Annotated in this window: 15 protein-coding genes and 1 pseudogene; 15 read left to right on the top strand and 1 reads right to left on the bottom strand. The window is 36.5% G+C overall.

The window, feature by feature from the left end:
* Positions 1–8 precede the first annotated feature (8 nt).
* From dxs to spo0A, 8 genes are all read left to right on the top strand, one after another.
* Positions 9–1877 (top strand): 1-deoxy-D-xylulose-5-phosphate synthase, encoded by a 1869-nt coding sequence (gene dxs / locus Bccel_RS09705; RefSeq protein WP_201781952.1) that lies wholly within the window; start codon positions 9–11, stop codon positions 1875–1877.
* Positions 1878–1906: 29 nt separating this feature from the next.
* Positions 1907–2575, top strand: a complete 669-nt coding sequence (locus tag Bccel_RS09700; protein ID WP_036946917.1) for a PilZ domain-containing protein — start codon at positions 1907–1909, stop codon at positions 2573–2575.
* A gap of 143 nt (positions 2576–2718) precedes the next feature.
* The gene (locus Bccel_RS09695) at positions 2719–3516 is read left to right on the top strand and encodes a TlyA family RNA methyltransferase (protein ID WP_036946914.1); all 798 of its coding nucleotides are present in this window, start codon (positions 2719–2721) and stop codon (positions 3514–3516) included.
* Positions 3517–3670: 154 nt separating this feature from the next.
* Positions 3671–4549, top strand: coding sequence for an NAD(+)/NADH kinase (locus tag Bccel_RS09690; RefSeq protein WP_036946911.1), 879 nt, complete (start codon positions 3671–3673; stop codon positions 4547–4549).
* Complete coding sequence (locus tag Bccel_RS09685; protein WP_036946908.1) at positions 4539–4997, top strand: arginine repressor; 459 nt, start codon at positions 4539–4541, stop codon at positions 4995–4997. The genes Bccel_RS09690 and Bccel_RS09685 overlap by 11 nt, the downstream gene beginning before the upstream one ends.
* A gap of 31 nt (positions 4998–5028) precedes the next feature.
* A complete protein-coding gene (recN, locus tag Bccel_RS09680) occupies positions 5029–6759 on the top strand; it encodes a DNA repair protein RecN (RefSeq protein ID WP_036946904.1) in 1731 nt (576 codons plus the stop codon).
* Positions 6760–7047: 288 nt separating this feature from the next.
* A complete protein-coding gene (spoIVB, locus tag Bccel_RS09675) occupies positions 7048–8379 on the top strand; it encodes a SpoIVB peptidase (protein ID WP_036946901.1) in 1332 nt (443 codons plus the stop codon).
* Between the two features lie 441 nt (positions 8380–8820).
* Positions 8821–9621 carry a sporulation transcription factor Spo0A gene (gene spo0A, locus Bccel_RS09670; protein ID WP_036946898.1) on the top strand — a complete coding sequence of 267 codons (801 nt, stop codon included), beginning with the start codon at positions 8821–8823 and terminating at the stop codon, positions 9619–9621.
* 169 nt (positions 9622–9790) lie between these two features.
* On the opposite strand, the gene Bccel_RS09665 is transcribed toward spo0A, so the two are convergent.
* A complete protein-coding gene (locus Bccel_RS09665; protein WP_036946895.1) occupies positions 9791–9976 on the bottom strand; it encodes a PspC domain-containing protein in 186 nt (61 codons plus the stop codon).
* A 247-nt stretch (positions 9977–10223) separates the two neighbouring features.
* Between Bccel_RS09665 and Bccel_RS09660 the strand changes: the two are divergent.
* From Bccel_RS09660 to Bccel_RS09630, 7 genes and pseudogenes are all read left to right on the top strand, one after another.
* Positions 10224–10454 (top strand): annotated as a pseudogene (locus tag Bccel_RS09660) (DUF6803 family protein); the annotation flags it as partial.
* Between the two features lie 230 nt (positions 10455–10684).
* Positions 10685–11608, top strand: a complete 924-nt coding sequence (gene metA / locus Bccel_RS09655) for a homoserine O-acetyltransferase MetA (protein WP_036946892.1) — start codon at positions 10685–10687, stop codon at positions 11606–11608.
* A 186-nt stretch (positions 11609–11794) separates the two neighbouring features.
* A complete protein-coding gene (locus Bccel_RS09650) occupies positions 11795–12244 on the top strand; it encodes an RrF2 family transcriptional regulator (protein ID WP_036946889.1) in 450 nt (149 codons plus the stop codon).
* 143 nt (positions 12245–12387) lie between these two features.
* Positions 12388–13665 (top strand): homocysteine synthase, encoded by a 1278-nt coding sequence (locus Bccel_RS09645; RefSeq protein WP_036946886.1) that lies wholly within the window; start codon positions 12388–12390, stop codon positions 13663–13665.
* Between the two features lie 94 nt (positions 13666–13759).
* Positions 13760–14638, top strand: a complete 879-nt coding sequence (pdxS, locus tag Bccel_RS09640) for a pyridoxal 5'-phosphate synthase lyase subunit PdxS (protein WP_036946883.1) — start codon at positions 13760–13762, stop codon at positions 14636–14638.
* 2 nt (positions 14639–14640) lie between these two features.
* Positions 14641–15207, top strand: a complete 567-nt coding sequence (pdxT, locus tag Bccel_RS09635; protein WP_036946880.1) for a pyridoxal 5'-phosphate synthase glutaminase subunit PdxT — start codon at positions 14641–14643, stop codon at positions 15205–15207.
* 5 nt (positions 15208–15212) lie between these two features.
* Entirely contained in the window at positions 15213–15905 is a 693-nt protein-coding gene (locus Bccel_RS09630; RefSeq protein WP_160317708.1) for an HAD family hydrolase, read from the top strand.
* Positions 15906–15973: the final 68 nt, after the last annotated feature.

The raw sequence follows: 15973 nt of genomic DNA, 5'->3' as shown, positions 1-15973 counted from the left end.
GAAGGTTTTTGGGTGGTATTTTAAATGATATTAACTCACCGGATGATATAAAGAAACTTGACATAAATCAGCTTGAAGAGCTTGCTGCAGAAATCAGGGCTTTTTTAATAGACAATGTGTCAAAAACTGGGGGACATCTTGCGTCCAACCTTGGGATTGTTGAATTGACTTTGGCACTACATTGTGTTTTTAATACTCCTACTGACAAAATAATATGGGATGTAGGCCATCAATCGTATGTACATAAGATTATTACGGGCAGGAAGGACAAGTTTTGCACGTTAAGACAATTAGATGGTATTTCAGGTTTTCCCAAAGTTAATGAGTGTGAGCACGACGCCTTTAATACTGGGCATAGCAGTACTTCAATCTCTGCAGCTCTGGGTATGGCAAAGGCTAGAGACATAAGAAAGGAGAAGTATTCGGTAATTGCCTTGATAGGCGATGGTGCTTTGACTGGAGGAATGGCGTTTGAAGCACTGAATGATGCAGGAAGATCTCCTAATAACCTTATTGTCATATTAAATGATAATGAAATGTCCATATCCAAAAATGTTGGAGGACTTTCAAAATACTTAAGGAAGATAAGGACAGAGCCCTTTTATTTCAAAGTAAAAGAGGATTTGGATATTATATTAAACAAAATACCCGCTATAGGAAGAAGTGCTGTAAAGGCTTTAGGCAAGGTAAAGGGATCAGTAAAATATATGATTATGCCGGGTATATTTTTTGAAGAATTAGGTTTTAAGTATTTCGGACCAATTGATGGGCATGACCTTGTGGAGCTAAATGAAGTGCTTACAAGAGTTAAAACCATGAAAGGCCCAATATTATTACATGTATGCACTCAGAAAGGAAGGGGCTATACTTTTGCAGAAGAAAGCCCACACCTTTTTCATGGAATATCACCATTTGAAATTGAAACAGGAGAGGTGCTGTCAGCTGGAGGACCTTCATATTCGGATGTATTCGGATCTGAGCTTACTGATCTTGCAGAAACCGACGAGAATATTGTTGCCATAACCGCAGCTATGCCTAACGGTACAGGACTTGATCAGTTTTCAAAGAGGTTTCACGATAGATTTTTTGATGTGGGAATAGCTGAGCAGCATGCGGTTACTTTTGCTGCAGGCTTGGCTAGAAATGGATTAAAGCCTGTATTTGCGGTTTATTCTTCGTTTTTACAGCGATCTTACGACCAATTGCTTCATGATGTTGCTCTTCAGAATCTTCATGTTGTTTTTGGAGTAGATAGGGCAGGAATTGTTGGTGAAGACGGGGAAACTCACCAAGGGCTGTATGATCTATCATTCTTAAGTCATATACCTAATTTTACAATAATGGCACCATGTGATTATGACGAAATGAGAAAGATGATTAGGTTTGCGTTTTCTGAGCATACTGGGCCTGTTGCCATCAGGTATCCAAGAGGTAAAGGTAAGGATCGCCTTATTGATAGCAGTGAGATCAAACTTGGGCAGGGGGTTCTTTACAAGGAGGGAAGTGATTTGACTTTCCTATCCATAGGAACAATGTTTGAAACTGCTCTAAAAGTTACAGAGGAACTTACAAAACTTGGTGTTTCTGTCGAACTCATCAATGCAAGGTTTGTCAAGCCACTTGATGTTAAGCTTATCGTCAATTCAGTCATGAAGACCAAGAAGATGATAACGTTAGAGGATAATACTATTACCGGAGGGTTTGGCAGTAGTGTGCTTGAGATGATAAACCAAAGAGGAATAAATGTAAAATCCAAGCTCTTTGGGTTCCCAGATCAACCTATTATTCATGGATCTAAAAACCAGCTTTTTAAAAGGTATAAGCTTGATGCAGAATCTCTAGTAGGCGAAATACTTAAGTTGTGTAAAAAGCAGTAAGATCATTAGTTGGTAAAGGGGTGGCTACCTTGGATGTATCGCAGGTAATGGCATATTTAAAACCAGGTTATTTTGTCAGGGTACAGGCAAGCCAGAATAATTTATGGTCTATGAATACATTTTTAAAAGTCAACAGGGATTCACTTGTTATGCCTGTTACCAATGAATTACTAAATGCCTCCGTATTGATTAATGACTTTGTTAAATGCAAGTTCAATATTGGGAAGAACATTATTACGCTGACATGTATGGTGGAAGATATATCTCTGGCACTTCCCCAAACTATAAAATTAAAGATTATAAAAATCGATGTGTTTCAGGATATGAGAGAATCAGCCAGGTATGAAGCAAGTTACTTTTGCAAGATAATAGGTATAGATGAGAAATTCGAGTATATAGGAATAATAAATGATTTAAGTGAGTCAGGAGCCGCTATCATATGTAAGGATCAGATTAATATGAATTCTAACATCAAGCTTGTGTTTACAGCTTTTGGTTCCATGAATTTCAGCGGTTTTGCACAAATAGCACGAACAAAAAAGACTTTGGATTATAAGATTGAGTACGGGCTCAGGTTTTTTAACCTTACTGAGGATGAAAAACAGCAGATACTTGTTATAATAAAGCAGGAAAGAATGAAGGTGGAGAATTTATTCGGCAAATTTTGCTCAAGGTATGGTTTGGCTACTATTGGATAAGGCATGATTGGAATATTACTCCCCGTTTTGAGCGTGTGTTCACGAGTTAAGTGAACTCGAAAGCGAAATTATACGGGAAGTTATATTTTCAATATGACTAAGTAAATTTTTCGTCATTACTAAGGACATTTGGAGGAAAAGATTTGGAAAAGGAAAGACTTGATGTATTATTAGTTGCAAAAGGTTTGTTTGAAAGCAGAGAAAAGGCGCGGAGTACTATTATGGCAGGTCTTGTTTATGTAAATAAAAACAAGGAAGACAAACCAGGCTCAAAATTTGATATTGAGTCAGAGATTGAAATAAAAAATAACGCCATACCATTTGTAAGTAGAGGAGGCCTTAAGCTTGAGAAGGCATTGAATTTCTTTAATATCGACCTTACAGGTGCTAGGGCTATTGACATTGGTGCTTCTACAGGAGGCTTTACAGATTGCATGCTTAAGCGAGGGGCTCTTGAAGTTACTGCAGTTGATGTAGGTTACGGTCAGCTTGCCTGGGAGCTTAGAAATGACGAAAGAGTAATTAATATGGAAAGAACTAACATAAGATATGTTAAGCCGGAAGAAATGGGAGAACTTAAGGATTTTGCCTCTATTGATGTATCTTTCATATCCCTGAAAAAGGTTTTGCCTGTAGTCAAGACGCTCCTTAACCCAAACGGTCAAGTAATATGCCTTATAAAGCCTCAGTTTGAAGCTGGTAGAGAAAAGGTGGGCAAGAAGGGTGTTGTAAGAGACCCAAAAGTACATGAAGAAGTTATAAAAAATATTGCAGAATTTGCTTCAAGTCTGGGATTTTCATTAAAAGGACTGTCGTATTCGCCAATTAAGGGTCCTGAAGGCAATATTGAATACCTTTTGTATCTGTCAAATTTGGATGACACTGTATCTTTAGATCTAGATATTTCAAAAATTGTTGATAGTGCCCATGCCGATCTGTAGTAATTTGGCAAATCAATTCTTATAAATTCACCAAAAATTATTTTCAGAATTGTGTTTAGTGTGTTATTATAATATAAAACTACATTAAAAGTTATTAATCTGTAGCATATGACTATTGATTGATGGCACTTTTAATATACATTAAGGGGAAATAATGAAAACAATCGGTATAATAACAAATTCCGATAAAGATATCAATTTTGAATTTACAAAACTGGTAGCCGGCAAAATCATTGAGCTGGGCGGAAGGGTTTTGATGCCTCATGCATCTGCAAGTAAATTGGAATTTAATGTAGAGGCCCTTGATGAAACAGAAATTTACTCAAAGGCTGAAGGGGTTTTATGCTTGGGCGGCGATGGGACTTATCTAAAAGTTGCCAGAAATGCATATACTGCAAATGTTCCCATACTAGGAATAAACCTAGGTACCCTTGGCTTTTTAACAGAAATTGAAAAGTCCGATATAGATGCAGCACTTGAAAGCATTTTAAATGACAGATATACTATTGAAGAGCGAATGATGCTGGAAACTGTTATCTACAGCAAATCAGAGGTGATAGCTAAAGATATAGCCTTAAATGATGTGGTGATCTCAAGAGGGGAATTATCAAGAATACTTCATGTCAAAACCTATATCAATAATGTATTTGCAGAATCTTACCCTGGTGACGGAATAATAGTATCCAGTCCTACAGGGTCGACAGCATATTCGCTGTCTGCTGGAGGGCCTATTGTTGAGCCGGATCTGGATATAATTATTGTTACGCCTATTTGTCCGCATATATTGTATTCAAGGCCTTTCATAACTGCTGCCGAAAGGCTGGTTAAGGTTGTAGTGGATGAAAACTATCAGCATAGTGCCATGGTTACTATTGATGGACAGAATGGATATGAAGTAAAAGGCGGATATTCCATAGAGGTTAAAAAAGCTCCTTGCTCGGTAAAAATGATAAAGGTAGCAAACAAGAATTTCTTCAAAATATTAAGATCAAAATTTTACATGAGGGGAGAAACATTCAAGGATGAAATATAGCAGACATTCTAAAATTCTTGAATTGATAGAAAAGGAAACAATTGAGACCCAGGAGGAAATAGCTGAAAAGCTTAAGGAACTTGGGTTTGATGTGACCCAGGCTACTGTTTCAAGAGATATAAAAGAACTTCGCCTCATTAAGGTAATGATGGAAGATGGACGTTATAAATATGCTCCTTTTACACCAACTGAGAGTGCAATTTCAAACAGGCTTCTTACCATATTTGCCGAGTCCTATGTATCGAGCGACTATGCAAACAATATCGTGGTGGTAAAGACACTTCCGGGTATGGCCCAAGCCTGTGCATCATCTATAGACTCAATGAAGTGGACTGAAGTTCTTGGAACCATAGCTGGTGACGATACCATAATGATAATTTGCAGAGCTGAAAAAATAGCGGAAGAAATGGTCAATAGATTTAACAAGTTGGCTAATAAAAATATATAGGCATTACTAATTGATTATTGGAGGTGATGACTTGCTTCAACAACTTGAAATACAGAATATTGCCTTGATTGAGAAGATATGCATCGAAGTTGGAAAAGGCTTAAATGTATTAACCGGTGAGACTGGGGCAGGTAAATCTATAATTATCGATTCAATAAATGCAATTCTTGGAGAGAGGCTTTCAAAGGATCTGATCAGGACTGGTAAGGATAAGGCTTCTGTGGAAGCGGTTTTTCAGGTAAAAGGTAACAATATAGAGGAGCTTCTAAGGGAGATAGGTGTTGAGCCTGAGGAAGACGGTACCTTGATTATTTCAAGGGAGTTTACATTGGCGGGAAAGAACAGCTGCAGAATAAATGGAAAAATGGCTACTGTTTCAATGTTAAAAGAGCTTGGAAGCAAGCTCATTGATGTTCATGGGCAGCATGACAACCAGTCATTGCTCCGCACAGAAAGCCATATAGACCTTTTAGATTCCTTTGGAGCAAGCCGGATAAACCTTCTTAAAGAAAATTATACAGCTCTGCTTGTGGAATATAAAGATATAAAGAACAAAATCAGGTCCCTTGCGGGCGATAAAAATGACAGGGAAAAGAAAATCGATTATTTAAGGTATCAGATAGATGAGATAAAGAAGTCAAAGCTTAAGGTAGGAGAAGATGAAGAGTTAAACAAGCAGAGGAACGTTCTTTCCAATGCTGAAAGAATTATTGAGGCATTATCGGGTGTATATGAAAATATTTTTTCCGGAAACAATATAAAAAGCTCTGTTTATGACAGCCTCAGCGATGCCATATCACAACTGAACTCTATTTCCAAGCTGGATGAAAAGTATGGAAAGCTGTCGGTAAAAATGGAAGAGATATTATATCAATTGGATGATATAGTGGAGCATATTAGAAAAGAAAGGGATAATATAGAATACAGCCCTGAATTATTGGAACAAATAGAGGAGAGAATTGACCTTATTGTAAGGCTTAAGAAAAAATACGGCAATACAATAGAAGCGATTTTAGAATATCTAAATAAAGCTGAAGCGGAATATGAAGAAATAATAAAAAGTGATGAGATTGTAAATGAGCTTAGTAAAAAGCTCCTAAGTACATCCAATGAGCTTTTTGGAATTGCTTCACAGATAAATGATGAAAGAAATAAGGCAGCACAGATTTTGGAGGAACAGATTGGAAAAGAGCTTGAAGAGCTGGAAATGAAAAAAGCACAGTTCAAGGTTAATATTGAGTTCAACTCAGAAAAAGATGAAAATGATGAGTACAAATTTTTAGCTAATGGGCTTAACAGGGTGGAGTTTTTGATTTCTCCTAATGCAGGTGAACCATTAAAGCCTCTTTCAAAAATAGCATCCGGTGGTGAAATGTCAAGAATAATGCTTGCTATTAAAACAATACTTGCAAATGTTGATGACATTCCAACCCTTATTTTTGACGAAATAGATATAGGCATAAGCGGAAAAGCTGCACAAAAGGTTGCAGAGAAGCTTTCCATAATATCAGAAAGTCACCAGGTTTTATGTGTAACCCACCTTGCACAAATAGCATGCATGGCCGATGAGCATTTTCAGATAGAAAAACAATCAGCTGATAACCAGACAAAAACAAGTATTCGCAAGATCAATGACAAAGAAATTAAAAATGAAATAGCCAGAATCTTAGGCGGGGCCAATATTTCAGATATTACACTAAAGCATGCTGAGGAAATACTTAAGAATGCTAAAAAATTCAAAATTGATTCTGGAAATAATTAAAGTATGATTGGGAAATAAAAGTTAATAACACATATTAACTACAAGAAACAGTCGGGATAATTACTCGGCTGTTTTTTTATTTACCTTCAATGCATTAATTTGTTTGAATAATAAAAGTTATAAAAGGTTAACTTATCATTATCAATGACTAAAATATAACTTCCGCAATAAACTTCGTACAAAACCGGAAGCAATATTTTAGTCATTCCTTAATTAAGGCAGGAATGAAAAGAAAACGTTATGTATTAAAAGTGTTAATATATATGACATTGGTGCCGGGAGATATAAATGATGAATTCAAACAATAAGAGAAAAAATATTTTAGTTTTTCTAATAATAAGCATTTTGGTAGTCTTACTTAGTTATTCCCAAACCCTTAATGTAATACCAGGTCAATTGACCTTGGCAGAAGGGGATGATTTTGCATATGATTTTAAAAGCCCATTCCTGGTAAGCATAAAAGCTGATAGAGAAGGGGTTATCAGCCTCCTTAGCCAAAAGATGGGGGTAACAAGTGCAAGCACCCTGGATGTGGGACTTACCAATCCTTTTTCATTAAAGTCATTAAAGCAGGGGTGCGTCAATCTTAGAATGAATTTATTTGGATTAATCCCTGTGAAGACCATGGAAATCAATGTAGTCCCAAGCAGGGAAGTTATAGCTTGCGGAAATACCATTGGTGTAAAAATAAGGACAAAAGGACTTCTTGTGATTGGTGTTTCAGATGTTGAAGATCTATCTGGAAATAAAAACTTTCCAGCCAAACAGACCGGTATAAAACCGGGAGATTTAATTTTACAAGCTAATGGAAATGATTTGGTCTCAATAAATGATTTTATTGAGCAGATTGATAACAGTGGAGGACAGAATATAAATTTGAGCATCAAGCATGGAGATGAAGTGCTAAATAAATACATTAAGCCTGTCAAGTCATCAGATGATAACAAATATCATTTGGGTTTATGGGTTAGAGACAGTACAGCCGGCATAGGGACGCTTACATTTTATGATCCTGGTACGAAAAGCTTTGGTGCATTAGGGCATGGTATAACAGATCTTGATACGGGTAAGATAATGCCTGTGAAAGATGGGGAGATATTAGAATCAACAATATTATCTGTAAAAAAAGGAAAACAGGGTGCACCAGGTGAATTGAAAGGAATTTTTATGGAACAGAGAAAAAGACTTGGGGCAATAAGCAAGAATTCTGAATTCGGGATATACGGGAGTTTGGATGATAATGCAGCTTCAAGGATAGAAGGTAAGCTCTACCCCATTGCTTTAAAGAGTCAGTTGAGGGAAGGCCCTGCTAAAATACTGTCCAATATTGATGGAAGTGATGTTAGAGAATATGATGTACAAATTCAAAAGGTTTCGAGGCAGAAATTGGACAGTGCAAAGGGAATGGTAATAAAAGTTACAGACCCAGAGCTTTTGAGCTTGTCGGGAGGAATAGTACAAGGTATGTCGGGAAGTCCCATAATACAGGATGGAAGGATAGTAGGTGCTGTGACGCACGTTCTGGTCAATGACCCTACTCGAGGATATGGAATTTTTATTGAGAAGATGATGAAGAATACGGTAAGCACAAATGTCCAGAATCTGGAGAAAGTCAGCTGATATGTCCATTTAAATACTAAAGTTTATGTTACAAAAATATGTAGGTGCTTAAACGGACATGTTTAAAGCACCTATTTATTAAATAAAACACAGTTTAATCTTTTGCGTCTATCGAAAAATATTTCTAGCATAGCTATTGTTCAGGGAAATAACGAAAATTAAAAGCTGGGAAATATCAATAATATGGTATATAATTATATTAAGAATAATGGTGGAAGTTTCATTTAGGGAAATGATCTTCTATGTCCAGGAAATTATGTTAATAAACTTGCTTTTACAAGTCCATGCAAAGTCTTATCTATGAATACTAAAATAAAAAAAAGCTGGTACAAATAAACTAACATTCCTAAATATTAGCAATTTGGACTTGAAATTTTGTCGAAACAGAAATATAATATCTATGGAATTCATAATTTTTACAAAAGCTGAGGGGGAATTAAATTGTTAGGTAAAAAAATACAGGTGGTTATTGCTGATGATAATCGTGAGTTTGGTGATATATTAGCAGAGTATCTAAACAATCAAAGTGATATTGAAGTTGTAGGAGTTGCAAGAGATGGCCTGGAGGCTTTCGATTTGATTGCAAGCAACGGACCGGATATTGCAATATTGGATATAATTATGCCTCATCTTGATGGACTTGGAGTGTTAGAGAGGGTTAATAGCATTCAGATGGGCAAAAAACCAATGTTTATAATTCTATCAGCAGTAGGCCAGGATAAGATAACACAGCGTGCGTTATCGCTAGGAGCGGAATACTATGTAGTTAAGCCATTTGATATGGATATACTTGTATCAAGAATCAGGCAGCTTAAGGATGTAAACCAGTCATCAATCTTGATATCCGAGCATTCAAACGACAGGCCGACTGTTTTTTCTCCTTCACCAAGAAACCTTGAAGCTGAGGTTACAAGCATTATGCATGAAATAGGAGTGCCAGCACATATAAAAGGGTATCAGTATTTAAGAGATGCTATAATAATGGTAGTAAAGGACCTTGACGTAATAAATTCCATAACCAAGCAGCTTTATCCATCTATAGCAAGAGAATATAATACTACTCCTAGTAGAGTGGAAAGGGCAATTCGCCATGCTATTGAGGTTGCCTGGAGTAGAGGTCAGGTTGATACAATAGACTCCCTCTTTGGATATACTGTAAACTTGGGAAAAGGGAAGCCTACAAACTCTGAGTTTATAGCAATGGTAGCAGATAAACTCAGACTGGAACTTAAAGTTAGTTAAGGAATAATTAAAATATTAATTATGATTTTGAGTTAATATACATATATATAAAAATAAATCACGACAAATAAAAAATATTTTAGGTCTTCAAATAGCCAACTGCAATAAGCGTAATTGAGTTGGCTATTTTTAATGTTTACAAAATCCCTTCGTTGCTTTATTTGATAGTCTAGAACTCATCGCTTGGAAATATAAACCAACATGCTATATATACAAAAACCGAACTAAAAGCAACCAAGGCTAATATAACGAAACCAAGCCTGACTAAAGTTGAGTCTATGTTTAAATATTCTGCAATACCTCCGCATACACCGGCTATTTTTTTATCAGTATGTGATAAATACAGTTTCTTCATGAGATTCACCTCTATTGATATATATATATACTATAATACGCAGTATTATATCATTTGTCTGATTAAAAGTGGTTTATATTTTATTTTGGGAATTTTTTATACACAATATACTTTTATTATACACGAATGTGTTTTGCGAAGAGCTTAGTATAATAAGTATTTAAGGATCTTCATAAAATCTACATAATGAGCTGATATATTATAAGAAGCTTATATTATTTAATGATCAAAGGATAAGGGTGAGTGGAGGGGACCAGCTGATGTAATCGCTGTGGGCTTTTATTTGTCAGGAATAGTTCCATTGCTTGGAATGGCATTACTTGAAATGGGCATCATAGGAAGAAAGCGGGATGAGATGGGAAGACTTAAATTACATTCTATTTTTGTAGGAATATTCCTTGTAGTTGCACATATAGCTATGATATTCGGAATGTTAAACCCTGAATTGCTTCATATGGATATGAACATGAAAATGTAGGGGTTAATAATACTTATAAGGGCTTAAGGTGAAAGAGCTAGACGATCTGCAGAAAAAATATGCAGGTCGTTTTTTTATATCAATAATTTCTTTTTGTATTGAAAAAAGAAGCGAAAAGATATAATATAAATATATTATTCATATAAATTAACTTGGAATTAAAATTGCAAAAAATCAATTATCATTTACATTTGATTTTTATATAAGAAGATATTATAAGGAGGTACCATATGCCGATAAAAATACCTGATAATCTACCTGCTGCGGAGATTCTGTCAAATGAAAATATATTTGTCATGACTGAACAAAGGGCTATACATCAGGATATTAGGCCTCTTAAAATAGCTATTCTAAATCTTATGCCGACAAAAATTGTCACTGAGACACAGCTGCTTAGACTTGTAGGTAATACCCCAATTCAGGTTGATATAGTACTTTTGCATCCCCAGACACATATATCAAAGAATACTCCTGAGGAGCATCTTGCAACTTTTTACAAAACTTTTGATGTTGTAAAGAACGAAAGGTTTGATGGTCTTATCATAACTGGAGCACCTATTGAGACAATGCCCTTTGAAGAAGTGACATATTGGAACGAGCTAAAAGCAATAATGGGTTGGAGCATTACTAATGTGTACTCAACATTTCATATTTGTTGGGCTGCCCAAGCGGGACTTTACCACCATTATGGAATACCCAAATATCCATTGTCTGAAAAAATGTTTGGTGTATTCAAGCATAGGATAAACAAGAAGAATGTTATGCTCTTTAGAGGGTTTGATGATGAGTTTTTTGTGCCTCACTCAAGGCATACTGGCATTAGAAGGGAAGACATTGAGAAAATAAATGATCTGGAGATACTTTCGGAATCTGATGAATCAGGGGTGTATATTGTTAAAACCAAGGGTGGAAGGCAAATATTTGTAACAGGCCATTCCGAATATGATCCTCTTACTTTGAAAGCTGAGTATGATAGGGATGTTTCAAAAGGGTTTAACATTAAAGTTCCGCAAAATTATTTTCTTGATGATGATCCTGCGAAAGAGCCTATTGTCAAGTGGAGAGGGCATGCAAACCTGCTTTTTTCAAATTGGCTTAACTACTATGTATACCAGCAAACTCCATTTGATTTGAATCAACTTAAAAATGGTTAGGCATGTTGAAAATATAACTTCCCGTATAATAATTTCGCTTTCGTGTTAACTTAACTCGTGAACACACGCTCAAAACGGGAAGTAATATTTCAATCATGCCTTATAATAAGAAAAATGATTGACAGGCCAGTAAATAAGATGTATCATAAAACAAATAGGAATAGTAGGGAAAAGGTAGGGTAATCTATGAAGCTTTCAACAAAAGGAAGATATGGATTAAGGGCAATGGTTGACTTAGCCGTAAACTCGGCAGGTGATCATGTTTCATTGTGCAGTATAGCCGAAAGACAGGACATATCGGAAAATTATTTGGAACAGGTTTTTTCAATTCTTAGAAAATCCGGTTTGGTAAAGAGTGTTAAAGGGGCACAAGGTGGGTATGTATTAGCTGACAACCCTGTTAACATAAAGGTAGGCAGTATATTAAGGGCTTTAGAAGGAGATCTATCGGTTGTTGATGAAGGTCTTGAGGATAATATATCACACCAAAGTATCATTCAGAACTGTATAAAGCTGAATGTATGGGATAAGATCAATGAAAGTATAAACAGCATTGTGGATTCTCTTACCTTGGAGGACCTTGTTAATGAATACAAGAAAATAAGTGGTAATTCCCCGGATATGTATTATATATAAGTATTAAATGGTACAAAATTATAGTATATTCTACAACATAATTTCTCACAACGATAAGGATGCAAAATTGCTTGTGATTTTTTAAATAAAAACCGAGTAATAATATAGGAAAAATAAAGTTAAATATAAAGGAGACTGATAATATGAGTGAAAGAAAGCTGAAATTCGATACTCTTCAGGTACATGCAGGACAAAAGCCTGATCCTACGACTGGTTCAAGGGCTGTGCCTATATATCAGACAACATCATATGTTTTTGAAAATGTTGAACATGCTGCAAATCTGTTTGCACTTAAGGAACCGGGAAATATTTATACCAGGATTATGAATCCGACAAATGATGTATTGGAACAAAGGATTGCAGCATTAGAAGGCGGAAAAGCAGCCTTGGCTGTAGCTTCAGGATCTGCTGCCATAACATATGCCATTTTGAATATTGCCGGCAGCGGAGATGAAATCGTTTCGGCAAGCACTTTATATGGAGGTACATATAATCTTTTTGCAGCAACACTTCCCAGGCTCGGAATAAATACAATTTTTGTAGATCCGGATGATCCTGAAAACTTCAGAAAAGCTATTAATGAAAAAACCAAGGCGGTTTATATCGAAACTATCGGCAATCCTGGCATAAACCTCATTGATATTGAGGCTGTTGCTAAAATTGCCCATGATAATAAAATTCCTCTTATTGTTGACAATACCTTTGGAACACCATATTTAATAAGGCCTATTGAGTTTGGTGCCGACATAGTTGTCCACTCTGCAACCAAGTTTATAGGTGGACATGGGACATCAATAGGCGGTCTGATTGTTGATTCTGGAAACTTCGATTGGGCAGGCAGCGGAAAATTTCCCGGTCTTACAGAACCCGATCCCAGCTATCACGGAGTAAAATATGTTGAAGCAGCGGGAGCTGTAGCGTTTATTGTAAAAGCAAGGGTACAGTTATTAAGGGATACAGGTGCGGCTATAAGCCCATTCAATTCTTTTTTGCTTATTCAAGGTCTTGAGACACTTTCATTAAGGGTTGAAAGACATGTTTCAAATTCTCTAAAAATTGCTGGATTTTTAGAAGCTCATCCTAATGTTTCATGGGTTAATTATCCGGGACTAAAAGGTAATAAATACTATGATCTGGCACAAAAATACCTTCCAAAGGGAGCTGGATCCATATTTACCTTTGGAATAAAAGGCGGGGTAGAGGCAGGTAAGAGGTTTATCGAGAAACTTAAGATATTCTCACTCCTTGCAAATGTAGCGGATGCAAAGTCTCTGGTAATACACCCGGCCAGCACAACACATGCACAGCTGTCGGAAGAGGATCAGAAAGCAGCAGGGGTTTCGCCTGATATGATAAGAATATCCATAGGAATTGAAGATGTTGATGATCTGATTTATGATCTTTCACAAGCTTTGGAGTAATTTTTTGTATTGTAATTTATATGAAGGCGTGCTATAATCTATAAAATTTATCGGTACACCTATAATGTGTATCGATACAGTTGGAGGGGATAGCATGTCAGAAAGATATGAGCTTAACAAAAATCTTGCCCAAATGTTAAAGGGCGGCGTAATAATGGATGTTACAAATGTTGAGGAAGCAAAGATAGCCCAGGAAGCTGGAGCGGTTGCTGTAATGGCACTTGAGAGGGTACCTGCCGATATCAGGAAACAGGGCGGCGTTGCAAGAATGTCAGACCCTAAGATGATAAAGGAGATTAAGAAGGCAGTATCAATTCCTGTTATGGCGAAGTGCAGGATCGGCCATATTGTTGAGGCAAGAGTTTTGGAAGCATTGGGAATAGATTATATTGATGAGAGTGAAGTACTTACACCAGCAGATGAAAGCTTCCATATAGATAAACATGACTTTAAAATCCCATTCGTATGCGGAGCAAAAAACCTCGGTGAAGCTTTAAGGAGAATTGGTGAAGGGGCTTCCATGATTAGGACTAAGGGTGAGGCAGGAACAGGTAATGTAGTTGAAGCTGTAAGGCATATGAGAACTATAATGGGAGAAATCAGAAAGCTTATGAACCTTCCTTCGGAAGAGCTTATGACATTTGCAAAAGAAATTGCCGCACCATATGAGCTGGTTGTAAAGGTTGCTAAAGAAGGGAAGCTGCCTGTTGTTAATTTTGCGGCCGGTGGAGTGGCAACACCTTCGGATGCAGCTTTAATGATGCATTTAGGAAGTGAAGGGGTATTTGTGGGCTCAGGGATATTCAAGTCCTCAAATCCTGAGAAAATGGCTAGGGCAATTGTTAAGGCAACGACTTATTACAAAAATCCTGAGATTATAGCAGAGGTTTCCGAGGATTTGGGTGAAGCCATGTATGGTCTGGAGATTTCAGAGATAAAGCCTGAAAACATATTGTCCGACAGGGGTTGGTAAGTTTGAAGACAATCGGCGTATTGGCATTACAAGGTTCATACAGGGAACATATGAATAGCCTTCAAAGGCTTAATGATGTCTTGCCTGTGGAAGTTAAATCCCAAAAGGATATTGAAAGAATAGACAGTCTTATTATTCCGGGCGGTGAGAGCACTACTATAGGAAAGCTTTTAAGGGATTTTAATCTTTCAGGCTGCCTTGTGGATAGAATACATAGCGGAATGCCTGTATGGGGAACCTGTGCAGGAATGATACTGCTGGCCCGGAAAATTGTTGAGGAAGACAGTATTCATCTTGGGGTTATGGATATTGAAGTAAGAAGAAATGCTTACGGCAGCCAGTTGGATAGTTTTTCCTGCAGTGCTGTAATGGATAAGGTATCAGAATATCCTATTGAACTGGTGTTCATAAGGGCACCTTGGATTGAAAGGGCTGGAGAAAATGTTGAGGTGCTTGCCGTCCATGAATGTAAAATTATAGCGGCAAGACAGAATAATATGTTGGCAACATCCTTCCATCCTGAGTTGACAGATGATCTAACCTTTCACAAGTATTTTGCCGGATTTTGAATGGAGTGATAAATATAAAATTCATACTGTTTGATTGCATGGAAACTATAATTGATATGACGCAGCTGCCTAAAAGAAGAGATTATGCTTTCTGGGCTTATAACGGATGCGGGGTTGAATATTTATGGAAGGACTTTGAAGAGTTTTTTGATGAATATAGATTGGCAGCTGATTCAATCGATGAAAATCTCCCTCAATATAAAGAGCATAGCATTACGGAGCGTTTCATGTTTATGCTGGATAGAAAAAACATAAACGAAAACAGCAAGATGATTTTAAACAGCATACATCAAAATTACTGGAAAAACTATTCGGAAAGGTGCTATGTGGAAGATGAAACGGTGAGTTTGCTGGAGTATTTATCAAATAAATATAAAATTGGTGTAGTTTCAAATTTTATTGTGGATGACGGTATTGAAGACTTGTTGCGTAAGACAGGCATTATAGACTACTTTCAGATTGTGGTCACTTCTGTAAAAAATGGCTGGCGGAAGCCTCACAGAAATATTTATGATGAAGCTGTTCAAAAGTCTGGTGTCAGCACTCATGATATATGTTTTGTAGGTGATGATTATGTATGTGATTATGAAGGCCCAAGAAAAATAGGAATTAAGTCATATCTCTATGACAGAAAAATGAAATATCCTGATATTCAAGATAGGGTTACACGTCTCATAGATTTAAGACAATTTCTGTGATTGGGGTTATATAGCTATAAAAACCAATGAAAAATAAAATGGGTAAAAAAATAGAAGATAATACAAAG

This window comes from Pseudobacteroides cellulosolvens ATCC 35603 = DSM 2933, assembly GCF_001262605.1.
Lineage (GTDB): Bacteria > Bacillota > Clostridia > Acetivibrionales > DSM-2933 > Pseudobacteroides > Pseudobacteroides cellulosolvens.
This window is presented reverse-complemented; position numbering and strand designations above follow the sequence as displayed.

Bases quoted from the DNA above. Each gene is read 5' to 3' on its own strand.
- pdxS (WP_036946883.1), top strand. From the start codon at position 13,760: ATGTCAGAAAGATATGAGCTTAACAAAAATCTTGCCCAAATGTTAAAG.
- spoIVB (WP_036946901.1), top strand. From the start codon at position 7,048: ATGATGAATTCAAACAATAAGAGAAAAAATATTTTAGTTTTTCTAATA.
- Bccel_RS09690 (WP_036946911.1), top strand. From the start codon at position 3,671: ATGAAAACAATCGGTATAATAACAAATTCCGATAAAGATATCAATTTT.
- Bccel_RS09665 (WP_036946895.1), bottom strand. From the start codon at position 9,976: ATGAAGAAACTGTATTTATCACATACTGATAAAAAAATAGCCGGTGTA.
- Bccel_RS09650 (WP_036946889.1), top strand. From the start codon at position 11,795: ATGAAGCTTTCAACAAAAGGAAGATATGGATTAAGGGCAATGGTTGAC.
- Bccel_RS09645 (WP_036946886.1), top strand. From the start codon at position 12,388: ATGAGTGAAAGAAAGCTGAAATTCGATACTCTTCAGGTACATGCAGGA.
- Bccel_RS09685 (WP_036946908.1), top strand. From the start codon at position 4,539: ATGAAATATAGCAGACATTCTAAAATTCTTGAATTGATAGAAAAGGAA.
- metA (WP_036946892.1), top strand. From the start codon at position 10,685: ATGCCGATAAAAATACCTGATAATCTACCTGCTGCGGAGATTCTGTCA.